General features: G+C 57.2%; 19 protein-coding genes and 1 riboswitch. Of the genes, 10 read left to right on the plus strand and 9 right to left on the minus strand.

The genetic code is table 11. From position 1 onward, the window contains the following. Nucleotides 1–48: 48 nt before the first annotated feature. Complete coding sequence (gene dctP, locus AB1724_05135; GenBank protein MEW6077170.1) at nucleotides 49–1,449, plus strand: TRAP transporter substrate-binding protein DctP; 1,401 nt, start codon at nucleotides 49–51, stop codon at nucleotides 1,447–1,449. Here the strand turns inward: dctP and AB1724_05140 are convergent. After that, nucleotides 1,441–2,532, minus strand: coding sequence for an NAD(P)-binding protein (locus tag AB1724_05140; protein ID MEW6077171.1), 1,092 nt, complete (start codon nucleotides 2,530–2,532; stop codon nucleotides 1,441–1,443). The genes dctP and AB1724_05140 overlap by 9 nt on opposite strands. A 77-nt stretch (nucleotides 2,533–2,609) precedes the next feature. Next, nucleotides 2,610–2,840, minus strand: a complete 231-nt coding sequence (locus AB1724_05145; protein MEW6077172.1) for a 4Fe-4S binding protein — start codon at nucleotides 2,838–2,840, stop codon at nucleotides 2,610–2,612. A gap of 337 nt (nucleotides 2,841–3,177) precedes the next feature. On the opposite strand from AB1724_05145, the gene AB1724_05150 reads away from it, so the two are divergent. Then, on the plus strand, nucleotides 3,178–3,744 hold the full coding sequence (locus AB1724_05150; GenBank protein MEW6077173.1) for a hypothetical protein: 567 nt from the start codon (nucleotides 3,178–3,180) through the stop codon (nucleotides 3,742–3,744). Here the strand turns inward: AB1724_05150 and AB1724_05155 are convergent. From AB1724_05155 to AB1724_05165, 3 genes are all read right to left on the minus strand, one after another. Then, nucleotides 3,737–4,228 carry a hypothetical protein gene (locus AB1724_05155; protein ID MEW6077174.1) on the minus strand — a complete coding sequence of 164 codons (492 nt, stop codon included), beginning with the start codon at nucleotides 4,226–4,228 and terminating at the stop codon, nucleotides 3,737–3,739. The genes AB1724_05150 and AB1724_05155 overlap by 8 nt on opposite strands. A 79-nt stretch (nucleotides 4,229–4,307) precedes the next feature. Then, the gene (locus tag AB1724_05160) at nucleotides 4,308–5,417 is read right to left on the minus strand and encodes a two-component system response regulator (GenBank protein MEW6077175.1); all 1,110 of its coding nucleotides are present in this window, start codon (nucleotides 5,415–5,417) and stop codon (nucleotides 4,308–4,310) included. Between the two features lie 3 nt (nucleotides 5,418–5,420). Continuing rightward, the gene (locus AB1724_05165) at nucleotides 5,421–8,957 is read right to left on the minus strand and encodes a response regulator (GenBank protein ID MEW6077176.1); all 3,537 of its coding nucleotides are present in this window, start codon (nucleotides 8,955–8,957) and stop codon (nucleotides 5,421–5,423) included. 384 nt (nucleotides 8,958–9,341) lie between these two features. On the opposite strand from AB1724_05165, the gene AB1724_05170 reads away from it, so the two are divergent. After that, on the plus strand, nucleotides 9,342–9,668 hold the full coding sequence (locus AB1724_05170) for a hypothetical protein (protein ID MEW6077177.1): 327 nt from the start codon (nucleotides 9,342–9,344) through the stop codon (nucleotides 9,666–9,668). Between the two features lie 130 nt (nucleotides 9,669–9,798). Here AB1724_05170 and AB1724_05175 read toward each other — a convergent pair whose 3' ends face one another. From AB1724_05175 to cobT, 3 genes are all read right to left on the minus strand, one after another. Then, nucleotides 9,799–11,292, minus strand: coding sequence for a diguanylate cyclase (locus AB1724_05175; protein MEW6077178.1), 1,494 nt, complete (start codon nucleotides 11,290–11,292; stop codon nucleotides 9,799–9,801). Nucleotides 11,293–11,623: 331 nt separating this feature from the next. Beyond that, nucleotides 11,624–13,216 carry a radical SAM protein gene (locus AB1724_05180; GenBank protein ID MEW6077179.1) on the minus strand — a complete coding sequence of 531 codons (1,593 nt, stop codon included), beginning with the start codon at nucleotides 13,214–13,216 and terminating at the stop codon, nucleotides 11,624–11,626. A gap of 260 nt (nucleotides 13,217–13,476) precedes the next feature. After that, nucleotides 13,477–14,541, minus strand: a complete 1,065-nt coding sequence (gene cobT, locus AB1724_05185; GenBank protein MEW6077180.1) for a nicotinate-nucleotide--dimethylbenzimidazole phosphoribosyltransferase — start codon at nucleotides 14,539–14,541, stop codon at nucleotides 13,477–13,479. 87 nt (nucleotides 14,542–14,628) lie between these two features. After that, a riboswitch (cobalamin riboswitch) is annotated at nucleotides 14,629–14,811 on the minus strand. A gap of 131 nt (nucleotides 14,812–14,942) precedes the next feature. Here cobT and AB1724_05190 point away from each other — a divergent pair. Continuing rightward, nucleotides 14,943–16,355 carry a radical SAM protein gene (locus tag AB1724_05190; protein ID MEW6077181.1) on the plus strand — a complete coding sequence of 471 codons (1,413 nt, stop codon included), beginning with the start codon at nucleotides 14,943–14,945 and terminating at the stop codon, nucleotides 16,353–16,355. Nucleotide 16,356: 1 nt separating this feature from the next. Here the strand turns inward: AB1724_05190 and AB1724_05195 are convergent, their stop codons facing one another. Next, a complete protein-coding gene (locus AB1724_05195) occupies nucleotides 16,357–16,971 on the minus strand; it encodes a DUF3786 domain-containing protein (protein MEW6077182.1) in 615 nt (204 codons plus the stop codon). A 130-nt stretch (nucleotides 16,972–17,101) separates the two neighbouring features. On the opposite strand from AB1724_05195, the gene AB1724_05200 reads away from it, so the two are divergent. The 6 genes from AB1724_05200 to AB1724_05225 all read left to right on the plus strand — a co-directional run bounded on the left by AB1724_05200 (nucleotide 17,102) and on the right by AB1724_05225 (nucleotide 24,950). After that, nucleotides 17,102–19,738 (plus strand): 1-acyl-sn-glycerol-3-phosphate acyltransferase, encoded by a 2,637-nt coding sequence (locus tag AB1724_05200; protein ID MEW6077183.1) that lies wholly within the window; start codon nucleotides 17,102–17,104, stop codon nucleotides 19,736–19,738. Further along, a complete protein-coding gene (locus AB1724_05205; protein MEW6077184.1) occupies nucleotides 19,735–21,480 on the plus strand; it encodes a sugar phosphate nucleotidyltransferase in 1,746 nt (581 codons plus the stop codon). Before AB1724_05200 ends, AB1724_05205 begins: the two co-directional genes overlap by 4 nt. 161 nt (nucleotides 21,481–21,641) lie before the next feature. Then, a complete protein-coding gene (dapB, locus tag AB1724_05210) occupies nucleotides 21,642–22,478 on the plus strand; it encodes a dihydrodipicolinate reductase (protein ID MEW6077185.1) in 837 nt (278 codons plus the stop codon). Then, nucleotides 22,475–23,995, plus strand: a complete 1,521-nt coding sequence (gene glpK / locus AB1724_05215; GenBank protein ID MEW6077186.1) for a glycerol kinase GlpK — start codon at nucleotides 22,475–22,477, stop codon at nucleotides 23,993–23,995. Before dapB ends, glpK begins: the two co-directional genes overlap by 4 nt. A gap of 77 nt (nucleotides 23,996–24,072) precedes the next feature. Beyond that, on the plus strand, nucleotides 24,073–24,642 hold the full coding sequence (locus tag AB1724_05220) for a 2-oxoacid:acceptor oxidoreductase family protein (GenBank protein ID MEW6077187.1): 570 nt from the start codon (nucleotides 24,073–24,075) through the stop codon (nucleotides 24,640–24,642). Next, nucleotides 24,639–24,950, plus strand: coding sequence for a 4Fe-4S binding protein (locus AB1724_05225; protein ID MEW6077188.1), 312 nt, complete (start codon nucleotides 24,639–24,641; stop codon nucleotides 24,948–24,950). Before AB1724_05220 ends, AB1724_05225 begins: the two co-directional genes overlap by 4 nt. The last annotated feature ends 77 nt before the right edge of the window (nucleotides 24,951–25,027 follow it).

The raw sequence follows: 25,027 nt of genomic DNA on the forward strand, positions 1-25,027 counted from the left end.
TTTTAGGATACGGTTACTTTTCATCAATATATATGAGAGGCGTAAATCATGACTTTTTCGCGTGCAGGGGTTGTCAAAACCCGACGACAGGTATTGGGTTGTTTATTCGTTATTGTTGCATTAGCCGTTCAACCGGCCGTTGTCACCGCGGCAGACAGCGGTTCTTCAGACACACAGGCCACCCTGCGTGACAGCCTTGAGGCGATCTGGACCGGGAATGAATTCAGCCCGGAACTGGTCAAACGTCAGCAGGCGCTGAAGGCCCTGTTAAAATCCGGGACGCTGACACAGAACGATCTTCGGTCCGCCGCTGAAAAAAACATCCTGTCTCTGATGAACAGTCAAAAAACCTCCCGCTATCTTTTAAAAGCATGTCCCGACCGCATCAACGGTCTGTTTTCTTCTTATCTGGAATGGAAGGACGTCAAAGAAATCATCTGGCGGGTGGCCTCAACCCCGGCCTCGGAAAGCGATCCCATCCTGGTCAACCTCGGCACACTGGCCCCTTCCGGAACACCCTGGTTAAGCGTACCGGAATCGGTTTTCTTTCCGGAGATCAAACGATTAAGCGGCGGCAGGGTCCAGGTAAAGATATACGCCGGCGGTGTCATGGGCGAGGACACCGACATCCTGCGAAAAATGGACATCGGCCAGCTTGACGCCTGCGGCTGCACGTCGCTCGGTGTCTGGTCCGCCTCGCCGGACACATCGGCGCTGTTGATACCCGGCCTTTTCAATAATTACGATGAAATTGACTACGTATGCGAAAAATTCCGGAAAAGACTGGATGAGACTTTTGAACAGAGAGGGTACATCCTGGCGGCGCTGATCGATACGGGCTTTTTTTATATGTTCTCCAAGAACAAAATCACCGGGCTGGCGGATTTAAGAGCCCGCAAGCCGCTGATGTGGTTCCCGGCCATCGAAGCGCCTTTATATAAGGAACTGGGCATTAACGCCACGCCGGTGGCGGTCCCGGAAATCGTTTCCGCGCTGAGTACCGGCATGGCGGATACCAACCTGGCGCCGGCGGCCTGGATGCTGGGTATGCAGGCCTACCAATATTCAAACTACTATTTGACCCCACCGTTGTTCTACTCCCCGGGCGCCGTCATTGTCAGCACCCAGTTTCAGAAAAGAATTGAGAAAAAATACGGCATATCGCCGGTATTTTCCCATAATTTCAAGGAAGTTTTTGTGCATGAATTAAACTCCATTGAGCCGGAATGGCGGATCCAGCTCCGAAGCTACGAAAAGAAGTGCCTGGAGGCGTTTGAGTCCAAATGCGGCATCAAAGTGATGACGTTTTCTCCCGAAGACCAGGAGACGCTAAAAAAGGCGGGCAAAGCCGTTCAGGAGCAGCTGGCCGGCCAGGATTTTTCAAAAGATTTGATGAACGACATGCTCAAGGCGCTGGAGGAGTACCGGGCGGCCCATCCATCAAGATAAACCGGCAGGCTGTTTCTCTCTTTTGTATCGGTAGCCCGGGGGCCAGAGCATGAATTTCATGGCATACGGCAGGGAATCGGGATCATAGGTAGCAAGGATGGCCTGGGTCAAGGGCTTCAGCAAGACGTGAGGCAGGTATTCCCTGAGTTTGCGGAAGACTGACTGCGGCCGGTAGAGGGGCGCCATCCGCTGAAACTCGCGCCGGGCCGCGTCGGGATCAATAACCGCCAGGGCGGCTATTTTCCCGGACACCAGGGCGCCGTTGACACCGAAGAGGAGCACCGGGCTGATCAGCCCGGCCAGGGTGCCGGCCAGGATCTTGCCTCCCTGAAAGAGACGCAGGTTGCGACGCCCGCCCAGGGGCCAGGCGGCCCAGGCGGCGACATGGTCATCCCAGCGGTCGAAAGCGATACCGTCCCGCTCCCCCAGGCTGGTTTTAAACGCCTCTTTTTCCTCTTCGGTCATGGGCCGCCGCAGACTGAAGACCAGTGCCCCGGCCGCTTCCCCCCGCTGGAAGTAATAGCCGTACTCGTGCGTGTAACGGTCCAGATGGATGATCACACCCGGCCGCGACGGGTCACCTTTGCCGGTGGCCATGTGACAGAAAAAACGCCGGCAAGGCAGGCCAAGAGATTCAAAAGTCTGCCGGTCCAAACCGGTGGCCAGAATGGAACCGACAGGCAGATCCCTTATCTCCTGCCCGGAGAGTCTGCTGCCCAGACGGACTTCCACCCCCTCCCGCAACGCCTGCTGGTAAAGCACGTTATCCAGCGAGTGCTCGCCCCTGCCGCGTTCCACGGTAAAGCCCTCCACGCCTCGCGGCAGTTCGAACTCGTATTTCTTTCCGTAAGCCCAGGCCCGGGTGATGGTCCAGGGTTCCAGGGACTCCTCCACCTCAAGCCCCAACTCCCTTCTCACCGCCGGCACGTCCATGATGGTGGAATCCGCGTAGGAGAGATCGCCTCCCGGACGCTTCCGTCCTTCGTGAACCGTAACCTTGAAACCCCGGCGGGCCAGGGTTATCCCCGCCGCCAGGCCGGCCAGGCCGGCGCCCACGATTTCCACCTTTTCAAATGTTTTCATTCCGGATCCCATCAAAGAGGCTAAAAGTCGGGGATAAGGCCCTCACGATAAAGAAGCGGTCATAGAATATCACTGGGTCAGGACACCTGTTTCATGGAAACGGCCCCCAGGGGGCAGGCATCAATGCAATCCCGGCAGCCCATGCACATATCCTGGAAAATAACGGGCGATTCAAAGGCGCCGTCGATCTGTTTGATGACCTTGTGGGAGCAGGCCGCGGCGGAAGCGCACCGTCCGTCTTCCGGATCGCATTGACCGGGGCGGCATTTCTCATAAGCCACAACGGCAAAAATTTTTTTCGGTTGCATGCTCCGTTACCTTCACCCGGATCCTCTTCGATTATAGCGGCTGGCGATCAGTAACGCCCCACATCAAGCAGACGGTTGCCGGGCCGGAATGCATTACCATCAATGGTTTTCTCTTACGCAACCATACCATGGAAAGCGCCGCTTATCAAGACGGGCGCGGTTGGAATTTGTACGGCATGACGAAAATGATGGGTGGCGCCCTTTAAGATTAACGCGGTATTTTTTAAGTACTTCTTAATTATGTTTGCCACCGGCTGCCACCCATGCTAAATTAATCAAAAATTTTCAGGATCAGTCCCTTCCATTATCCGTAATGTCAATTTAAAAGAGGTTTGCCATGGATACCGCGCAGAGAAAGCTGACCGTCATCACGTCCCTTGGAAAACGATATTCCGGCCTGGTGGATTTGCCCAATGCCAATTACAGAACCACCGATCTGTTTAACAGCGCCTATACCTTCTGGAAAAATCCAGATGAAAAATGTTTTGACAATTCGATCATGATGCATGATGCCCGGCTGATGCTCGATGATACGTCCGTTTACCGGCAGTTTGAAAAAATCCAGATACGGATTTCCGAAGTCTTCTTGTTTTATGATGATGTGCCGACCGTGGGAGACCAGTCGGAAAAAAAACGGGCAACAACCGTGGCCAAAAGGACGCCGGATAATGCGCAGGAGATCAGCATCATCACGCATCAGGTGGCCGGTTCCTTTTATGACATCACCGGAAAATTTTTCGGGATATTCCGCCAGCGGGCCAAGGACAAATTTGTCCCTCTGACCCAGGCCGGTATCGCCGAGATATATAAAAAACAGGACAAATGGATGAAAAAGACCGTCGTCCTCCCCCATGATTTCATCTGCGTCAGCACCGCTCACATCGAATCCGTGACGATCAAGTAACGGATCCGGTTGAGAGTATTATGTTGACGGTCTCCGTGTCCAGCTCGCGGCTTCTGTCGTAGGTCACGTCACGATCCCAGTATTTACCGCACATCCCGCACTGGTGCAGTTCACCCAGGCCACCGTCCAGATACTTTACAAAAATAAAGCCGGCACAAAAGTTCCGGTATCCGCCCCCGCACCGGGGGCAGGGTTGGCCCTGCCCGGGTGACCCGCCGTTCTCCTCTTGATGGCCGGAACCGGGGGCCGCCTCCGGTTCCGGTTCAGGGATTTTGTGTTTTTCAGGGACAGGAACAAAAGGCGTGCTCCCGCTTTTTTTCACCCTGTCCGGCTTTTTTTCCCCCGGTCTCGCCTTCTTCGGTTTTACTTTAGGCGCCATCATTTCCGGATATTTGTAGTGCAGCCAGTCCAGAAAACCTCCCAGCAGGACCAGGACAAGAAACAAGACCACATAGATAATGTTCTGCTTCCACTCTTCCATCATGGTTCAACCTCCCGGGAAAGGCAACTGCTTGTCCTTTTGACGCACCGATCCCGAGACGGCTCCCTTGAAGGCCAAGGATTTAGTCATCCCCGGAGAGCAGGGCGGCACGGTCTTCTTCGCAATCGGAGAATTCCAGGGCGATGTTCCGGAAGGTGTCCTCGATTTCAAGAAACCCCCGGCACACGTCCGGGTCGAAATGGGAGCCCAGTCCATCTTCGATGATGGCCACGGCTCTGTTGTGGGCAAAGGCCGGTTTGTAAACGCGCCGGGTCACCAGGGCGTCATAGACGTCGGCCACGGCCATGAGCCGGCCCGATACCGGGATGTCCTCCCGAAAGAGCCCTTCGGGGTATCCGGAGCCGTCCCATTTTTCGTGGTGGGTGTAGGCGATCTCCCGGGCCAGCCGCAAAAAGGAAGACCCGGTGTCTCCCTCCAGCCGGTCTTCCGCCCGCCGGATGGCGTCTCGGCCCAGGGTGGTGTGCTTTTTCATCTGCGCGAATTCTTCGCCGGTGAGTCGGCCGGGTTTGAGCAGGATGGCGTCAGGCACGCCCACCTTGCCCACGTCGTGGAGGGGGGCGGACTTGAATAAAAGATCGATGTAGCGGTCGTCCAGGAGGGAGAGAAAATTTCCCCGGGAGCGGAGATGCTCGGCCAGGGCCCGCACGTAGCGCTGGGTGCGCAGGATGTGGCCGCCGGTCTCATTGTCCCGGGTTTCCGCCAGGGAAGCCAGGCTCCTGATGGTGGCGTCCTGGGTGACGGCCAGTTCCCGGGTGCGGACCCAGACCAGTTCTTCCAGGTGGTCCTGGTGGAGCTTGAGGCGGATGTGATTGTTGACTCGCGCCCGGACTATGGGGGGAGAAACCGGCTTGGTGATGTAGTCCACCCCGCCCAGTTCCAGGCCCCGGGTTTCGTCCTCCACGTCTCCCATGGCCGTTACGAAAAGAATGGGAATCTCCCGGGTTTCCGGATCGTCCTTGAGCCGGCGGCAGACCTCGTATCCGTCCATTTCGGGCATCATGATGTCCAGGAGAATCAGATCCGGCCGGGCCGGGCCCCGGACGATCTCCAGGGCCTCGGCCCCGTTGATGGCAACGCTCACGGCGTAATCCTCGCGGAGGATGTCGTTCAATATCTTTATATTGGACGGCATGTCGTCCACGATGAGAATTCTTCGTCTGGCATTATTCATGAGTTAGTCCCGCGGTGACCCCGCCTCCGCCTCTTTTTCCAGGAGGCTGACAATTTTTTTCAGCGATTCCAGGGCGCCCTTGAAATTGAAGTTCCGGATGTTCTTCTCCAGTTCCCCGGCCTCCCCGGAAGCCGCGGCAAAAATGGCCTCCCGGACTTCTTCAAAGGCTTCCTCCGTGCCCGTGTCATTGATGCTTAACAGTTCCGCCAGACGGTCGAGGGCGCCTTCGGCCAAAGGCGGCGGCTGGGCGCCGGAACCGCTCCGGGAGGGCGGTGCCTGTCCTGAGAAAAAGCGCTCCAGGGCCTCCAGCGGGGGGGCAAGCGCCGCGGCCAGTTTCCCCAGGAGTTCCGGAAGGACTTTCTCCCCCTGGGCGATGGCCTGCTCCATGTCCCGGGCCGCGCTTTCCACCGCCCCGGCCCCCAGGTTTCCGGCCACGCCTTTGATGCCGTGGACGTGATGGCGCAGGGTTTCCATGTCCCCCGACTCCAGGAGGCGGGCCAGTTCTCCGGCCGCGTCACGGTAGTCGTCGGCAAAGCGCTTCAACAGATCCGCATAGGTCCCGGCGTTGCCGGAGAGACGGTCGAGTCCGGCGTCCAGATCAAATCCCGGGAGGCTCCCGGGCAGAGGGGCCCGGGTCGGCCGGGAAGCGGCGGCGGGTTTCGTGCGGTTCCGGGGCCCGATCCAGCGGGCCAGGGCTGAAAGGAGTTCCTGGGGATTGACGGGTTTGGTGACGTGGTCGTTCATGCCCGCGTCCAGGCTCTTCTGGCGGTCCCCGGCCATGGCATGGGCGGTCATGGCGATGACGGGCAGCCGGGAGATGTTTTCGTTCCCCCGTATTTCGCTGGTGGCGCGGTAACCGTCCATGACCGGCATCTGCACGTCCATGAGCACGGCGTCGAAATTTCCGGCCACGGCCATGTGGACGGCTTCCAGCCCATTGTCCGCCACCTCCACGGACATCCCGGCGTTTTCCAGGATCTCCCGGGCCACCTGCTGGTTGATGGGGTTGTCCTCCGCCACCAGGATCCGGGCCCCGGCCAGGCAGGAAAGGGTGACTTTCCCCATGTCGCCCGGGCGTTTCCTGCGGGTGGACGGGGGAAGGTCTTTTCCGAAGGCCTGCATGATGGTATCGAAAAAGATACTGTGACTCACGGGTTTTAACAGAAACCGGTCGATGCCGATTTCTTCGGCCCGGCGCATGACCTCTTCCCGGCCGTAGGCCGTGAGCATGATGATTTTCGGCCTTTGCCCGCCCTTTTCCGCGGCTCCGGCAATGATCCGCCGGGCGGTCTCCAGGCCGTCCATGTCCGGCATTTTCCAGTCCATGATGATCAGCTCAAAGGGCTTTTCCGGTCCGTTTTCAGACAGGAGCTCCAGGCACCGGGCGCCCGAGTCCGCCAGCGTCACGTCAAAGGTGAAGGAGGCGAGCATGGAATCCATGATTTCCCGGGCGGAGGCGTTATCGTCCACCACCATAACGCGCATACCCCGGAGGTCCGGGGCGGGAACGAAACGGTCCGGCCTTCTCTTCTCGGTCTGCTGCCTTTTTAAAACCGCCGTGAAGGTGAAAACCGATCCCCGGCCGGTTTCGCTTTCCACGCGGATGTCGCCGTCCATCATGGTCACCAGGCGTTTGCAGATGACCAGGCCCAGGCCCGTGCCGCCGAACTTCCGGGTGGTAGAGGTGTCGGCCTGGGTAAACGCCCGGAAAAGCCCTTCCACCTGCTCCTGGTTCATGCCGATGCCCGTGTCCCGGACGGAAAACTCCAGGGTGACGCTTTCCTCGGTCTTGTCCCGGGCCCGGACTTTCAGGATGATCTCGCCGCTGGGCGTGAATTTCACGGCATTGTTGGTCAGGTTGATGAGCACCTGGCCCAGGCGCAGCGGATCGCCCTTGAGGGAGTAGGGAACTTCCGGGTCCACGTGGATGAGAAATTCCAGCCCCTTTTCATGGGCCTTCAAAGCGATGAGGTTGGTCACGTCGTCCAGGACCTCTTCCAGCTGAAAGGGCATTTCCTCCAGGTCGAGCTTGCCCGCCTCGATTTTGGAAAAGTCCAGGATGTCGTCGATGATGCCCAGCAGGCTCCGGGCCGCGGACTGGACTTTTTCCAGATAGTCCTGCTGCTTGGGGGTCAGGTCCGTTGAAAGCGCCAGGTGGGTCATGCCCACGATGGCGTTTAAAGGTGTGCGGATTTCATGGCTCATGTTGGCCAGAAATTCGCTCTTGGCCTGGTTGGCGTTCTGGGCAGCGTCCCTGGCTTTCCGGATGGCTTCCTCGGCCAGCTTACGCTCGGTGAGATCGATGACGGTCACGATGTTGTGGTACCCGGAGTCTTTGTGGACGTCGGCCCACTTGAAGGCCAGGATTCGGGTCTCCCCGTCCGGGCGGGTGACGGGTCTTTCCATGAAAAGCCCCGACGGCAACTCGTTGCACTTGACCCGTAGAAGGGAGTCGGCCATCTCCGCCTGGATCTGGTCCATGAAATGATGGGATACGTAAGGCCCGAACGCCTTCTGCAGATCTTCCAGGCGTTCGAAACCCAGAAGCTGGAGAGCGGCCCGGTTGGCGCCCACCAGCCGGGCTTCCCGCACCATTTTCTTGACCTTGTCCGGATGTTTCTGCAGCAAATCCGTCAGGACGCAGCCCGTGGACGGGGTCACGTCCCCGGCCCCTTCCACGGTCCCGGTCCAGTCCATCTCCATGATGCCCACGGGAGACAGCTCAAACAGGTCCCGGAACCGGGTTTCGGCCCGGCGGCGTTCGGCCACCTCGGCTTCCAGCGCCCGGGTCCGGTCGGCCACCTTCTGCTCCAGGTTGCTCCGGGCCTGGATCAGGTTCTCGGCCATGCGGTTCAGGTCATTGGCCAGGTCCTCCAGCTCGTCACCGGTGGGAACGTTCAGGCGGTATTCCAGGTCTCCGGCGCCGATCCGGGCGGAACCCTCCTGAAGCAGCCTGACAGGGCGGAACAGCTTTACGGAAAACTTCAGGGCCAGAAGCGCCGGCAGCACCAGAATGATGAGAACCGCGAAAACAGCGTATATGGCCCGGAACTGGAACTGCTCTTTGAATAGTTGCGCCAGGGACAGGGACACATGAAGCACGGCCTGCCGGTCATCCGCGACCGGGACACGGAAGTAGATGAGATGGGGATCACGGTGCCAGTCCGTATCCGAACGTTCCAGGTTGCCGGAGACGGGCTTGCCCAGTCCGTTCATCAGGCCCGGCGGCGGGTTCCCGTCCGGAGCCTGGGCGACAGCCTTTCCTTCCACGTCCAGCACCAGATGGGTAAGCTGGGGATTGGCCCGGTGAAAGGTCCGGAGCACCATCAGTGCCCCGGCCCAGTCATCTTTGGCCACCGCCGGCGCGATCAATTCGCCCGCGGTCAGCGCCAGGTTCTCAAAATGGCCCATCCGCTCATGGACGCCTTTCTTGATCCAGAAAAAATCGCTGACCCCGCCGCCGCAGATCAATGTGAAGGTGATGGCAGCGAAAAAATAAAGGAACAGTCTTTTTTTGAAGGGAAGTCGCAAACGCTTCATGAAAAGCTCGCTGTGTTGTGGGGAACGGGGAGGAAATGTCTCCCCTGTCCGGATTGTCAGAAATCAGCTCGGCCCAGAGCCATAGCGATAAAAAGTTGCTTTTAAAATAGTTATTTATATCAAAACAGGCCTTTTCTGTCAATGGTTTTCCGGCCGCCGGGCTTATGTGGACGCCATGTGACCCAGACCACAAGCGGATCGTTCTGTCCCAGAAATCCGCACGCCCGGTGCATGCGTCGCGGCAAAAACGGAACGCGGGAGAATTCCGGTGCCATCCATGAATATCTGTTCCGTTAGTCCGCTCCATTTAGCGCAGAGGGAAAAAGTTAAACGAACGAATCGGGGGATATATCTATTGATGATTTATGAAATTGTAATATCGAGTTGAAATACGTATTCTGCCCACCGATTTCCTGGGTATTTCAGGCGGGCGGTAATGATGAATCATTATCCCAGGGGACGAAAGAGTTCGCCGTTTCTATCCAGTTGGACCAGAAGCGCGGCAGTAATTTCCGCGCCTGCGCCAACGCGTTCAACGCATTTTTCCCGCTCGGGAGAAGAATAGAAGGCGATGGCCTGATTAAGATCGCTAACGTCATACCCGGTGAGGTCTTTACAGGTATAGGCGCCCATATGTTTATGCAGGCGTTTCATCAGCCTGGCGGCGGGAGTGAGGATGGGGAGCAGTGCTTCTCTGTCGGACTCGGCTAACCCAATCCGTATCCTTCGGCAACTGCATCCCTTTTTGATCAGCGGACATTTTTACACCTCAGTTCGCAATATGGCATACGGACACGGCTCTCCTGCCACTTTCCTAAAAAACCGTGACCTGGCAAATATTTTAACTTTTATTCTTTTTCTGAAAATACATGTTGTTGTCAGCCTCGGACATCATTGAATCACAGGAAAAAGCGTTTTTGGAACCAGCGAAGGATATTCCGTAACTCATGGAAATCGTATAAGGCTTTTTTGAATGCGCGTTATATTCGCCGATAAGTTTTTCAAATTTTTCATTGATACGAGAAGTGATGGCATCCACGTCCTTATCTTCCGTTACCATGCCGAAAACAGCAAACTCGTCTCCACCGATCCGTCCGATAATATCTGATTCTCTGAAAGCATTTTTTAAAATACTTGCGGCACCGATCAACGCCAGGTCACCTTCCGCATGACCGTGCAGATCATTGATCTGTTTCATGCCATCCAGATCTATATAAAGTAACATGGCATTGTTTTTGACCCGTTTGGCGATGGCGCATTGCTGTGCCATTATGGATAAGAACCCGCGACGATTATAAAGGCCGGTGAGTTCGTCCTTTAATGACAATTCTTTAAGTTCTACGACAAGTTTCTCGCGCTCCTGTTCCAACCGTTTCTGCTTCATTATCCGCCACATACTGTTCATGAACAGGTTAATCTGTCGGGCATCGGATTCATCATACGGTTCTTCTTTATTGCCCACCCCGGTAACGCCCACAATTCGATTTCCATCAAAAATCGGAATGCCCAGATGGCGAATTAAATGGAAATGGCCTTCCGGGTATCCTTTTTTATTGGCCAGTGATTGATAATCGTTATGAATAACCACCTTTCTGAATCGAACGCTGTCCGCCCACAATCCGGCGGCTTCCAGGGGATAATGATGATCCTGTGCTGCCGTACATGTTTTCAGTACGTCTTTTGACCATGCATAAAGATGGATGGTTTGTTCGTCTTCATTAAAGAAATGAAGATAACCGCCTTTGCTTTTCGTCAGCCTGACCCCTTCTTCCAGTGCAAAATCCGTAATCTCCTGCTCAGATGTAAAATCCATCCGGGAAAGCGTCAGTAATGCCTCGAGGCGTTCTTCATCAAGCTTCAGGGATTTCTCCATCCGCTTGCGGTCTGTTATGTCCATGAATGTTATGACAGCGCCTGTAATCTCTCCGGCTTCCATGACAGGGGTGCTGGTATATTGAACAGGGAAACAAGTGCCGTCTTTCCTCCAGAACACCTCGTCATCTGCACTATGGGTCTTACCATCTTTATATGCGGCATAGATCGGACATTCTTCTTCAGGATAAGCGCTTCCATCAGATTTTTTGTAGTGCCATAGTGAATGGCTTTGATTTCCTGTCAGTTCAGTGACTGAATAGCCCAGCATTTTTGCCGCGGATGGATTGATAAATAATTGTTTCCCCTGAGTATCCAAGACGATAAAGCCTTCCCCGGCGGCATTTAAAAAAAGTCCGTGCTTATCCGCCAGACTTTCCGCGAAATCCGTTTTATTGATTTGTTTTCGCAGTTCCATCAATTCGTTGATGAGCTGCTTTTTTGTTTTGTATTCGTCTTTCATTGGCGTGTACCGGTTTGGGGTCGGCCCAGGCAACAATTTGATTAAAGAAAATAATTAAAAAAATAGCTTTTTTTTACCTTTAAGACAACCCTTTTGGGAAAAAACAGAATTCCGGCGCGAGTCCTTTATCGGTGTCGACTGCAAGGCCGGCGAAAAAAGTTCTTCCACTGCCAGATGTGTGACATCAGGCAAGACGGCCGGTCCCGGCAACTGGGCAACTGCGCTGTCTGAAAAGATTATATCTGCGACAAGCTGGCCTTACTTCGCACGCCGGCGCCGGAATAGGTCAAAGGCTGGCGGGACGGCGAGGTTGAGTCTTTCAGGACTTTCTTTAAAGGCGGCCATAATGCCGGATGCGCGTGGGCGGCTGGAGGGCGTCTCCGGTCAGACGGGTTCTGATCTCTCGCGCGCGGCCGAACAGGGCCATTCCGGCGGCCGCGGCTTTTTCAAAGACGGTGGCCGGCCCGAAGGCGCTCTCGATATCGGCCAGCGTGTCAACCGCCATTTGCCGCATTTCCGGGCGGGGCAACAACCGGCCCATGGCCAGGAGCAGAATCCGGTACTTGCCCATATCAGCGGCCAGGTCGGCCGCCCGGGCAACCAGATGCTGTTTGGAAGAATCCTTTAAAAAACGCCAGGCCTCGACATCCGTCCGGATATAGCGCAGCAGGGACGGCCCCAACTCGTAAAAATCCCGGTCATAGGCCCGGTTCTGGATTATCTCGGCTTCCTTGAGGTTAAATTCCGGATGAACGAACCAGGGTTGTTTGAACGCGTGCCACTCCTCATAGGGAATGGCCGTCAACAGCCGACCCGTGGATTTCACGCGGTCATAAAGAGGTGTGCCCGGCAGGGGGGAATAAAAGGTGAACTGGCTGAACGTCGGCCGGCAGGCCAGGTGATCGTTGATGTCGGCCTCGATGTTCTCCCGGGTGTGTTCGTCCACCAGCAGGATGGAGCTTAAGATGACCTTGATCCCGTATCGACCGAGCTCGGCCACCATCTCCCTGATGTTCCGGCCCAGGTTCTTCTGGTACGGGGAATAAATGCTTTCCCGTCCGATCCAGATCAGGTTGACGCCCATCTCGGCCAGTTTTTCGGCCCCGAACTCCGCCACCCGGTCGGCCGAGCCGAACGTAAACAGGCGGTAAATTCGTCCCGACCGGATCATGCATTGCCGCAATTCTTCGGCCCGATCCAGATCCAGCAGGAAGTTATCGTCGCCGATCAGGCTGACGGCATTGGTTTTGTAACGCGCGGCCACCTTCTCGATTTCGCGGAAAAGCGCCTGGCCGGTCTGAAAAAACCGGATGTGACGCTTGCCGAAAAAATGGCTGGGGCAGCAGAAGTCGCAACCATAGGAACAGCCCAGCCCCACCACGATATGGGGCGCGCCCACCATTCGCAGGGGGATGCCCATGACCTCCCGCAACTGGCTGACCACGTCCGGATTTTTAAAGGCAAACGCCTCCGGCAGGCCCAGGAGCCGGCGCATGAAACTGATGCCTTCGCCCACGCAGACGTGGTCCACGTCCATGATCTTGTCGATGTCGGGGATGGTGGCGCAGAAACCGCCGATCACGACGGTGGACCGGGGAGACAGTTCCCGGACCGTCTCCACCATTTTCTTGACTTTCAGAAAATTGGGAACGATGGCGCCGATGCCGACGATATCATAGCCCTTGCGGACCTCCCGCCGGAACCGGTCCAGGGACGGGAAATCCAGCACCGTCACGGGCGTGTCGTCCAGGTTTTCGGCAATGGCGTGCAGGCCAAAGGAAAAAAGGAAAAACCGCGGAGAATAAATGCCCTGGTTCTTGGTCAACTGGTTGTGAAACAGCTCGACCTTGGATTCTTTCCTGGCCTCGACCGTGTCCACGCCAAAAGGCTTGAATACCGAGGACAGCAGCACCTTTCTGGTCATTTATAACTCCATGATCGTCTCGAAAAAATCGAGGTTGGTCGCTATGTTATCTCAACCAAGGTACCTCGCACGGCTGTTATGTGACAAGCCTTTTGTGAGCAACATTTGATTGTTTTGAGAAAAAAGGTCGCCAAGTCCCCGGCGTTAAAAATTTCTCGCTGTCTGAGGGCGCCAGCCCGAGTTCGAGAAATTTAGCCGGGGATTACGCGACCGTTCAAAACAATCAAGTTGCGAATCAAACCGGCGTGTCACATGACTGACTATTTCTTCTGCACATCCTTTATCCTGACCTCATCAAAGGTCTTGATCTCGGCCAGTATACGGGGGGCCGCGTCGAGCAACTCCATGGCCACGGCCGCGCCGGTTCCCTCCCCCAGCCGGAAGCGCAGGTCCAGCATCGGCTCCAGTCCCAGGCGGCCGTGCATGAACTTATGCCCCGCCTCCACCGAACGGTGCCCGGCAAACAGGTACGAGCGCGCGGCCGGCGCCAGTTCGCAGGCGATCAGGGCCCCGGCCGTGGAGATCAGCCCGTCGCAGACCACCGGGATTTTCCGGGCGGCCGCGCCCAGCACCAGCCCGGCCAGGCCGCCGATCTCAAAACCGCCTACCTTAGCCAGGACGTCAATGGGATCACCCGGGTCCGGCCGGTTGATTTCAAGCCCTTTTCTAATCGCCGCCACCTTGAGTTTCCAGCCATCGTCGTTGATGCCGGTGCCCCGGCCGGTGACTTCAGCCGGATCAACGCCGGCAAAGGCGGCGATAATGGCGGCTGAAGGCGTGGTGTTGCCGATGCCCATGTCGCCGGTGCCGATCATGTCCACCGACCCGGAGGCAAACAGTTCGTCCACGATCTCGATGCCGGCCCGTACCGAAGCCACGGCCTCTTCCCGGGTCATGGCCGGCCCCCGGGCAAAATTGGCGGTGCCCCGGCCGACTTTCTTGTGGAATATCGGCAGGCCCGGATCAAAATCGTGACACACCCCCAGGTCCGCCACCCGCACCTCCGCTCCGGCATGCCGGGCCAGCACATTAATGGATGCACTGCCGGCCACAAAGGTGTCGACCATCTGGGCCGTCACTTCCTGGGGAAAAAGGCTGACGCCCTCGGCCGTGACGCCGTGATCGCCGGCACAGACCACAATGATCTTTCTCTTCAACCGCACATCCAGGGTTCCGGCAATGGAGGCCAGCCGGGCGGCGGCCTCCTCCAGCAGGCCCAGGCTGCCCGCCGGCCGTACCTGATTGGCCAGCCGCTCGCGGGCCTTTGCCAGAATGGTTTCGTCGACCGGCCCGATGGCGCCAATGGTTTTCTCAAGCTTATTCATAACATTTCCTCTTCTTTCTCCGCCGGAAAACAAAAAGGGCTCCGACAGGATCCAAGTTTCCTGCCGGAACCCTTTGCCATCAGGTTCCAGACGCCATGACCGGCCGGTTCGTCTTCTGGCTTCCCTGACAGCCTTCCGGGCCTTCCCGCGCCGCTTGACACAACGCAGTGACCATCCTTCGGAAGGGTATTTTCCGGGTTACAGCGGCGGGTCCGCCACGGATTGGCACCGTGTTCCGTTAACCGGCCGACCGATCAGATTTGTCTTTTTCCTACTAAAGCGACCCGGCCGTGTCAAGATGAAAACAAACGGGCCCGCTTCCGGTCATGCCTGCCGGCTCACGACCTGCCGATCTGAATAATCTATTGAATCCTGAAGATGATTGGCATATAAAAAAACCCATGAAGCCGTACCGCGTACTTTTCATCAAACCGCCGGACAGCGATGTGAATGTCCTTTCGCTGGACGTGCCCCTGGGCATCCTGTACCTGTCCGCCTGCCTGAAGAAGAATTTCGGCGATCTGGTCAGGACGGACATCATCGACCTGCGCCTGGAACAGGAGGTGGAAGCGCCGCTCACGGCAAAAATCAGGGAATTTCCCCCCGACCTGATCGGCATCAGCCTGCTGGCCTTCAACAAACTGTTCATCAAGCGGTATATCTCGCTGATTAAAGCGCTGGCGCCGGCGGCGAAAATTGTCATCGGCGGGCCGGACGCCACCTACAGCTACCAGGAATTTCTGCGGCAGTACCCGGGAATCGACTTTGCCGTCATCGGGGAAGGGGAACGGGTCTTCACCAACCTGGTCAGAATGCTGATGACCGGCGGAGAAGCCGGTTCCGTCAAGGGCATCGCCTTCCGGAAAGACGACCAGATCCTCGTCAACGAAAGGGAAGAATACATTCAGGATCTGGACAGTCTGCCCTTTCCGGATTACGGCCTGATCCGGTTTGACCGCTACTGGGGGGAAAAGCGGCACTCTCAGATGAACGGCGTGCTGGCGGACAAAAAATACACCCACATCATCAGTACCCGGGCCTGCCCTTTTAACTGCATTTACTGCCACAGCATTTTCGGAAAAAAACTGCGGAAAAGAAGCCCGGAAAATTTCGTCAATGAGATCAAATGGCTCAACAGCACTTACGGCGTCCGGGAATTTCACATTGTCGACGATATCTTCAATTTTGACCGGGAACGGATGCACACCATCCTTAACATGATCATCGACAGCGGCCTGAAGATCAAAATGGCCTTTCCCAATGCCTTGCGGGCCGACATGCTGGAAAAGGAGGACCTGGCCCTGCTCAAGAAAGCCGGCGTCTACATGGTCACCTTTGCCATTGAGACCGCTTCCCCGCGGATTCAGAAAATCATCCGCAAAAACCTGGATATCGACAAGGTCACCGAGAACATCAATTACGCCGAATCCATCGGCCTGCTCGTCAAGGGCTTTTTCATGCTGGGCTTTCCCGGAGAGACCCTCGAGGAGATCGAGCAGACCATCAACTTCGCGGTGAAATCCAAGCTGGACCTGGCCCATTTTTTCACGGTCACCCCCTTCCCCGGAACAGCACTCCGGCAGCTGGCCAAGGAGACCTATCCGGAATGGCAGGATGAGGCGATGTATCATTACTGGCCGGACAAGCCGTTTTATCAGCAGGCCACCGGTTTTGATCTCAACCGTGTCCAGAAAAAAGCCTATCTGAAATTCTATGTTTCCCCCCGGATGATCAAGACCTTTTATAAGATCCCGCTGAAGCTGATGCGGATGAAGAAGTGGACGATCTTCGCCGCGGAAGTCCTGGGAAAATAGGCTATAATTCCCCCAGCCGCGCAAAACAATACCGCCCCAGCACGGCCAGGCACTCGGCATCCAGGTAACGTTCGGCCCGCCGTTCAAACAGGACCGTGCAGCTCGCCGGAAAATCAGCGTCCGCCTCATTGAGCTGAATGATCAGGGGCACCCGGGGCAGGGCCTCAAACCGCAGGGCCGCGTCACAGGCCGCATCCAGATCCGGCGCCACCCCGCCGGCTCTTCTTCCCACGGTCATGAATTCCGCCGCTGAATGGCCGAAGCAGTCGGCCAGGGCCCGCTCCACGTCGTTGGCGAAATATTTTGTGAGCGGACCGGAGTCCTTCAGCCCCCGGTAAGTTACCCACTCTTTTTCAGCCGGAGGAGATTCAGGGCACAGCAAAAGATATTTGAGCAGAATGACACAGGCGGCAAAATCCGGCCGCCGGCCGGCCGCGTCCACCAGGCCTGTTTCCTTCAGAAAAAACGTCCGGTCAAACAGCGGCATGACTACCGCCCCGGACCGCATGACCAGACCCAGCCGGTCCAGACGCGAAGTCACATCCTCCAGCGAACGGACCTGCGCCAGGTAATCATCGTAGGTCTTTTCAAATATGATATTCTGTTCCGGTTTCATATTTGTATTATGAGCTCAATGGATGTCAGGACTCAATATATATTTGCAAAGCGCGGTCTGATCTGATATCAGCATACACTTGATCGGAAATCTCCGGTTTTAAACCTTAAATATTATTCGGGATTACAACATGATAAAGCGGATTCGAGATTTTTTTGCCGCGGCCGGCCGGCTTTTTGTCAATGGACGGCAGCGGCTGTTCGGCGGAACGCATAACCATTTTCTCTGTTTTCTTCCCTCCGCCCAGGGGCCCCTGTCGGGACGGATCTTTGATTTTCTTTTTGCCAGGGTAACCGTCAATGATGAGCTGATCGACCGGGTCCGGGCGCTTCATGAAAACGGCATCATCGTCTATGCCGGCAAGTATAAAAGCCGCATGGAGTATCTTTTCTGCAACCGGCAGTATGAAAAGCACGGGCTGCCGGCGCCGGAACTGGCCTTCGGCTATCGTTTCATTTTCCTCCAGCCGCTGTCCCGCCTGCTGGTCGTCCTGCTGGCCCACATCGATCACCTGTTCACCCGTTTTTCTTTCCTGTCGCCCTACAAGAACCAGTACTTTAAAGAAGAACTGACCAACGGCCGGTCGGCCTTTTTCTCCCTGTTCGGCAACACGTCGTTTTACTCCCGCCTGGTCCGGTCCAAGAACAATCCTTCCCAGGAATTGATCGCCCTGCAGAAGACCCTTGACCGCCCCATTTATATTTTTCCTCAAAACATGTTCTTCTCCCGGAGGCCGGTCAGAAAAGTGTTCAACGTGCTGGATTTTCTTTTCGGCGGCCTGACCGAAAAGCCGGGCGCCCTGCGAAGGCTGTTTATGCTGATCTCAAGATCGAAGAACATCTTTATCGAAATGAGCGATCCCATCAACCTGCTGGAGTTTCTCGGCCTGCCCGAAATCCGGGAACTGTCGGGCGACAACCAGGCCCTGGCCCTGCGTCGGAGACTGCTGTCGGACATCAACCGTCTGCGGCAGCGCGTCACCGGCCCGGTCATCAAATCCCGCGAAGAAATCAAGGAAAGCGTCATGGGCAGCCTGCGGCTCCAGTCCTTTGTCGAGGAAATGGCCATGAACACCGACCGGCCGGCCCGGGAAATCAACAAGGAGGCTTACCGGTACCTTGATGAAATAGCCGCCGACTACAGCATGAACTGGATCATGACGTTCGACCTGGTGCTGAACTGGATGCTCAAACACATTTTCGACGGCATCGCCATCGATCAGGACCATCTGGAAAAGCTGAAAAAGGAATCGGAAAGAACCCAGGCCCCCATGATTTTCGTGCCCACGCACAAAAGCCACCTGGACTACCTGATCCTGTCCTATGTCCTCTATCACAACCACATGGCCTGCCCGCACATTGCCGCCGGCAAGAACCTCTCCTTCTGGCCCATGGGGCCGGCCTTCCGGGGCGGCGGCGCCTTTTTCATGAGACGGACCTTCAAAGGCCAGAAGCTCTATGCCAAGGTCTTTCTGGAATACATTTACAAGCTGCTTCAGGAAGGGTTTCACATCGAATTCTTCCTGGAGGGTACCCGCAGCCGCACCGGTAAAACACTGACACCGAAGGTCGGCCTGCTATCCATCCTGCTGGAAGCTTACGAACACGGCGCCTGCCGGGACATGATCTTCGTGCCGGTCAACATCGGCTACGACCGGATCATCGAGGAGGCGGCCTATGTCCACGAATCCGAGGGCGGAGAAAAGACAGCCGAGAACCTGCCGGCCCTGATCAAGGCCAGAAAGTCGCTCAAGACCCGCTACGGCAAGGTTTACGTGAACTTCAACGACCCCATTTCCTTAAACGACTTCCTGTCCCGGACCCGGACCACCCTGACCGGCAAAACCCAGGAAGACAAGAAGCAGTTCATCGACCGCCTCTCCCGGATCCTGATCAATCGCATCGACGACATCACCACGGTCACGCCTTACGGTATCGTGTCCAGCGCCATTTTAAACAGCCCCCAGAAGCGCTTCACATACAGCCAGCTGCTGTCGATTATGGACAACTACCTGGCTACGCTCAAGTCCATGAACGTGCGTCTCTCGGACGCCATCATCACCGACCCCGGCCATGCCTTCAGCATTGCCCTGGATTCCTTTGCCCAGCGGAAACTCATCGAACGCCTCCAGATCGACACGGATCAGGATAATCCGCTGTATGTGGTAAACGAGAGCAAGCGGCCGGTCATGGAGTATTACAAAAACAACTGCATTATTTTCTTCATCCCGGCGGCTTTCACGGCCCTGGCCATTCTCAAGCTGGACACCTTTGAATTCGCCTACATCGACATTCACAAGCAGTTCGAGTTTTTGAGAAAATTCTTTGTCAGTGAATTTACCCTGGAGGCGGACAAGTCGTCCGAACATTTCACCAAGAAAAGCATCAGCACCTTTATTGAGAAAGGTATCCTGGTGCCCCACGCCTCCATACCGGGCAATTACAACCTGACCCCGGACGGTCTTAAAAAGCTCAAGCAGTTCACCTTCTTCCTGACGCCCTATTTCGAATCCTACCTGATTGCCCTGACCTTCCTGCGCCAGGAGCAGAAACTGCCGGACGACAAGGAAATCGTCAAAAAAGCCCTGGGCCACGGCAAACGCATGTACAAAAACAACGAAATCGAATGCCTGGAGGCGATTTCCACGCCCACCATCAAAAACGCCCTGCGGTTCTTCCTGAACGAAAAACTGGCCGCCGGCGACGACCGGTCCAAAGCTGATTATTATGAGGACACCATCCGCAACTATCTGATGCTCCTGGCATGACCCGTTCTCCCCGACCCTGGAAAGCCCTGGTTCTCGCGGCCGGGTTCGGCACCCGCCTGCTGCCCTACACCCGGTACGTTCCCAAACCGCTCTTTACCATCGCCGAAGAGGCGGTACTGGACATCATCATCCGGCGACTGGCTGAAGCCGGGTGCGGCGGAGCAGTGGTCAACACCCACCACCTGCACGAGCGGATCGAAAGGCACTGCGCCGGCCGATCTTACGAAATCCCCGTGCGGCTCTCTTATGAACCGGAAATCCTCGGCACCGGCGGGGCCATGAAAAACAACGCCGGCTTTTTCGGTGATGCCGCCTTTCTGGTCGTCAACAGCGATATTGTCACGGACATCGACCTGGCGGCCGTCTACCGCTTTCATCTGGAACATGCCCATGCCGTGACGATGGTCATGCATGACTGCGACCGGTTCAATTCCGTGGCTGTAGAGGACAACCGGGTGGTCCGGTTCTACAGAGCGGCGGACGAGCGTCCGGCCGATGCGTGCCTGATGGCCTTCACCGGTATTCACGTTGTTTCTCCCCGGGTGCTGGACAATATCCCCGGTCCCGGCGTCAACGTGGACATTATCGACATCTATAAGCAGATGCTGGAACGGGGCCAGACCATCGGCGCCATGATCGTCACCGGCCACCAGTGGCAGGACATCGGCACACCCGACGCCTATCGGGCCGTCGCTTTTAGGGAAATGGCGCGCCGGGCAGCGGGAATCGCGTTCGGCGACGAGACTGTCACGGCCGTCGAACCCATTGCCCCGGACGGATCGGACACATGCTGGTTTCGGATCACCGCTCCCCGCGGCAGCCTCATCGCCTGCCAGCGGGGCATCCGGCCCACGGACGCCGCGGGCGAGGCCGACGCTTTCACGCACATCAACCGGCATCTTTTCGACAAAGGGATCGCCGTGCCGAGGCTCTGGCTGTCCGACCCCCTGGCCGGCATCTCCTTCCTGGAGGACCTGGGCGACGTCAGCCTTCAGGCCGCGGTCCGGTCCGCCGCCGACCCGGCCGAGGTTTCGCGGCTGTACCGGCTGGTGATCGAACAACTATTGGCCCTGGCCCTGGACGGCGCCGACGGGTTTGACGACGCCTGGACTTACCAGACCCCGGCGTATGACCGGGAGGTTATCATCGAGCGGGAATGCCGGTACTTTGAAAAGGAATTTATGAACGGTTACCTGGGTCTTGATACCGGAGGCCTGAATCTGGAACCGGAGTATCGGTCCCTGGCCGATCTGACCCTGGATTTTGCCGTTGCCGGTCTTGTGCACCGGGACATGCAGTCCCGCAACATCATGATCCGCGACGGACAGCCTTATTTCATCGACGTCCAGGGCGCCCGCCGGGGACCCGTCCAGTACGACCTGGCCGCCCTGCTGATCGATCCTTACGTCAACCTGTCGACGGACGTTCAAACCCGGCTTCTGGAAGAATATGAAGCCGGGTTAACGGCAAGGCAGACCGTTGACCGGGACATGTTCCGCAAAGGCTATGCCTGCTGCGCCGTGACCCGGAACCTCCAGGCCCTGGGCGCCTTCGGCTTTCTGACCCGCGAAAAAGGCAAAAAACAGTTCGAACCCCACATCCCGGCGGCCGTTGCCTCCCTGGTCCGCAACCTCAGCGCCATGGAAACCATCACCGAACGGCGTTTTCCGGAGCTGACCGCCGCGGCCGTCAGGGTGCAGGAAGCTTTAGGCGTAAGGGCGGCCTTCAGGCCGCCTTCTTAAACCCATCCTGCATACTTGCATAGAGCATGTTTGTTCGCGCCCTGACTTTTTTGGTGTTTGTCCTGAAGCCAGACTGCCGGCGGTAAAAATAGCAGTGGAAAAATGAGGTCTTTTCTGGTAACCTGTCAGACTTTGTAATTAATAATGATAAAGGCACGACAGTGGAACGCATAAAAATCATGATCAACGGCCTGCCCGGCAACGTGTCCGCCACCATCGCCTCGCGGCTGGCCGAAGACGACCGTTTTGAGATCCTGCCCTGGTCCCTGACCGGTCCGGAGATCGAGCAGCCGGAAACCCGGGTGGGGTCAACGACCGTGAAGCTCGTTCGCCCGACCAGCCGGAATGAGCGCATTGACGAAATAAAACAAGCCTACGGCCGGTTTATCAGCATCGACTACACCCACCCTTCGTCGGTCAACGGCAACGCCGAGTTTTACTGCCGGCATGACTTGCCTTTTGTCATGGGCACCACCGGCGGCGACCGCGTCCGGCTGGCCGAAGTCGTAAAAAAATCAAATATATGCGCGGTCATCGCGCCCAACATGGCCCGCCAGATCGTGGGGTTTCAGGCCATGATGGAATATGCCGCCAGGGAATTTCCCGGCATGTTCGCCGGCTATTCCCTGACCATCAGGGAAAGCCACCAGCAGAGCAAGGCCGACACCAGCGGCACGGCCCGGGCCATGGTGAAAACCTTCAACGACCTGGGTATCGATTTTTCCGAAGACGACATTATCAGGGAGCGCGATCCCGAGCGGCAGGCCGGCCAGTGGAAGATCCCGGCGGAATACTTAGGGGGGCATGCCTGGCATACCTACACCCTGATCTCGCCCGATGGTTCCGCGAAATTCGAGTTCACCCATAATATTAATGGAAGAGACATATACGCCGACGGGACCGCCGCCGCCGTTGTCTTTCTGGACCGGAAACGCGGTCTCGACAAAAAAGGAAATGTTTACAGCATGATAGACGTCTTAAAGGGGAACGAGTCATGACCGGGAAGTATGTCGCCGCCATCGATCAGGGAACCACCAGCACCCGTTTTGTCGTCTTTGACGCCAGCGGCCGTATCGTTGCCAGTCACCAGCTGGAGCACCGGCAGATCTTTCCCAAACCGGATTGGGTGGAACACGACCCCATGGAAATCCGGGACAACACCGCCGCGGTCATCACCGGCGCCCTGAAAACGTCGGGCATCGCCGCCGATGCCATTGCCGCCGTGGGCATCACCAACCAGCGGGAGACGACCGTGATCTGGGACCGGCGGACCGGCCGACCCTTTTACAACGCCATTGTATGGCAGGACACCCGCACCGACGCCATCTGCCGCGAACTGGCCGCGGAGGGCGGCGCCGACCGCTTCCGGGAAAAAACCGGTCTGCCCCTGGCCACCTATTTTTCCGGGCCCAAGATCAAATGGATCCTGGACAACTGTCCCGAGGCGCAAAAGGCCGCGGACCAGGGGCAGGCCCTGTTCGGCAACATGGATACCTGGCTGACCTGGTGGCTGACCGGCGGTCCGGACAAGGGCATTCATGTCACCGACGTGTCCAATGCCAGCCGCACCCTGCTGATGAACCTGCGCACCCTGGCCTGGGACCGTGACATCCTGAAAATCATGAACATTCCCGAAAGTCTTCTGCCCGCCATCAAACCTTCCAGTGAAGTTTATGGCACCATTGCCGCGGACTGGGGCATCCGGGAAGGAACGCCCGTGTCCGGCATCCTCGGTGACCAGCAGGCGGCCCTTTTCGGTCAGATCTGCTTTGAACCGGGAGAGGCCAAAAACACCTACGGCACCGGCTGTTTCATGCTGGTCAACACCGGCGAAAAGGTCATCCCTTCCCGCCACGGCCTGCTGACCACCGTGGCCTATCAGATCGGACAAGAACCGGCCGCCTACGCCCTGGAAGGGTCCATCGCCATTGCCGGGTCCCTGGTGCAGTGGCTGCGGGACAATATCGGCCTGATCACCGAGTCCCCCCAGATCGAACAACTGGCCGGGACCGTGACCGACAACGGCGGCGTCTATTTCGTGCCGGCCTTTTCCGGTCTGTTCGCGCCCCACTGGGACAGCACCGCCCGGGGACTGGTCATCGGCCTGACCCATTACGCCAACAAAGGCCACCTGGCCCGGGCCGCCCTGGAGGCCACGGCCTTCCAGGCCGGGGAGATTTTTGAGGCCATGGCCCGGGATTCTGGCATCGCCTTAAAATCCCTGAAGGTGGACGGCGGCATGGCCCGGAATAATTTCCTGATGCAGTTCCAGTCGGACATCCTGGGGATCCCGGTCATCCGGCCGGCCGTGACCGAATCCACTGTTCTGGGCGCGGCCTATGCCGCCGGCCTGGCGGTGGGGTTCTGGGATAAAAAGGAATCGCTGAAAGCCAACTGGGAAAAAGAGAAGGAGTGGACGCCACAAATGCCGGCGGCGGAACGGGACAGGCTGAATCACGCCTGGAAGGAAGCGGTAAAACGATCGCGGGGATGGACCGAGGCGATTGTGAATTAACCACTTAACCACTTAACCACTTAATCACTTAATCACTTAATCACTTAAAACTTTATATATAAAAACAGGACTTCTATATGGAAGAAAACAAACAGATCGACATCCGCTGGCACGGACGCGGCGGCCAGGGCGCCATCACGGCGGCCAAAATCGTGGCCGCGGTGGCCCATGCCTCGGGATTCCCTGGCGTGGCCATGATCCCCACCTTCGGCACGGAAAGACGCGGCGCGCCGGTATTCACCTCGCTGAAACTTTCTAAAAATGAGATCTATGACCTCTCGCCCATCGAACAGCCCGACATTATCGTGGTGCTGGACGAGCGGCTGTTCGAAGAGGCGGGCGCCGCGGCCGGCCTCAGACCGGGCGGCATGGTCATCATAAACACGCCCAGGCAGCCCGAGGCCTTTTCATTTGCCGGCGCCACCACGGCCGTGGCCGACATTTCGGAAATCGCTGTCTCCGCCGGCCTGCCCCGGGGCATCGTCAATTCCGGGATCATCGGCGCGTTTGCCCGGGCCACCGGCCTGGTACCCCTGCCTGCTCTTCTGGACGCCATCGGCAAGGAGTTCAAAGGGAAACATTGGGCCAAAAACGTCGAATCAGCCCGGCTGGCTTATGAAGCGACGGTCGTGGGAGGAAAACAATGAAAAACGATAAGTTCGCGATCAACATATCCCACAGCGAGCCCGGTCCCGGCGATGCCGGCCAGACCGGCTCCTGGCGGGTGGAGCGCCCGGTGCTGGACGCGGCCAAGTGCATCCCGGCCAAAACCGGCAAGGAGTCCTGTTTCCTGTGCTGGATGTACTGCCCGGACGGCGTCATCTCCCGGACCATCCCCCCGGGCTTTGACTTTCAATACTGCAAGGGATGCGGCATCTGCGCCGAGGAGTGCCCGGCCGACGCCATCACCATGGTCAGGGAAACGGAATCCGGGGACGAAACAACTGGCTGTTGAAGGTTTGATGTTTAAGGTTTAGGGTTTGATGGTCCGAGGGTTCAAGGGGTCTGAACAGAAAGGTTCATGGACAAAGG

It is taken from the genome of Thermodesulfobacteriota bacterium, assembly GCA_040753795.1.
Taxonomy (GTDB): domain Bacteria; phylum Desulfobacterota; class Desulfobacteria; order Desulfobacterales; family Desulfosudaceae; genus JBFMDX01.

Coding starts and splice junctions, on each gene's coding strand:
- dctP (MEW6077170.1), top strand. CDS start 49: ATGACTTTTTCGCGTGCAGGGGTTGTCAAAACCCGACGACAGGTATTG.
- AB1724_05140 (MEW6077171.1), bottom strand. CDS start 2,532: ATGAAAACATTTGAAAAGGTGGAAATCGTGGGCGCCGGCCTGGCCGGC.
- AB1724_05145 (MEW6077172.1), bottom strand. CDS start 2,840: ATGCAACCGAAAAAAATTTTTGCCGTTGTGGCTTATGAGAAATGCCGC.
- AB1724_05150 (MEW6077173.1), top strand. CDS start 3,178: ATGGATACCGCGCAGAGAAAGCTGACCGTCATCACGTCCCTTGGAAAA.
- AB1724_05155 (MEW6077174.1), bottom strand. CDS start 4,228: ATGATGGAAGAGTGGAAGCAGAACATTATCTATGTGGTCTTGTTTCTT.
- AB1724_05160 (MEW6077175.1), bottom strand. CDS start 5,417: ATGAATAATGCCAGACGAAGAATTCTCATCGTGGACGACATGCCGTCC.
- AB1724_05165 (MEW6077176.1), bottom strand. CDS start 8,957: ATGAAGCGTTTGCGACTTCCCTTCAAAAAAAGACTGTTCCTTTATTTT.
- AB1724_05175 (MEW6077178.1), bottom strand. CDS start 11,292: ATGAAAGACGAATACAAAACAAAAAAGCAGCTCATCAACGAATTGATG.
- AB1724_05180 (MEW6077179.1), bottom strand. CDS start 13,216: ATGACCAGAAAGGTGCTGCTGTCCTCGGTATTCAAGCCTTTTGGCGTG.
- cobT (MEW6077180.1), bottom strand. CDS start 14,541: ATGAATAAGCTTGAGAAAACCATTGGCGCCATCGGGCCGGTCGACGAA.
- AB1724_05190 (MEW6077181.1), top strand. CDS start 14,943: ATGAAGCCGTACCGCGTACTTTTCATCAAACCGCCGGACAGCGATGTG.
- AB1724_05195 (MEW6077182.1), bottom strand. CDS start 16,971: ATGAAACCGGAACAGAATATCATATTTGAAAAGACCTACGATGATTAC.
- AB1724_05200 (MEW6077183.1), top strand. CDS start 17,102: ATGATAAAGCGGATTCGAGATTTTTTTGCCGCGGCCGGCCGGCTTTTT.
- AB1724_05205 (MEW6077184.1), top strand. CDS start 19,735: ATGACCCGTTCTCCCCGACCCTGGAAAGCCCTGGTTCTCGCGGCCGGG.
- glpK (MEW6077186.1), top strand. CDS start 22,475: ATGACCGGGAAGTATGTCGCCGCCATCGATCAGGGAACCACCAGCACC.
- AB1724_05220 (MEW6077187.1), top strand. CDS start 24,073: ATGGAAGAAAACAAACAGATCGACATCCGCTGGCACGGACGCGGCGGC.
- AB1724_05225 (MEW6077188.1), top strand. CDS start 24,639: ATGAAAAACGATAAGTTCGCGATCAACATATCCCACAGCGAGCCCGGT.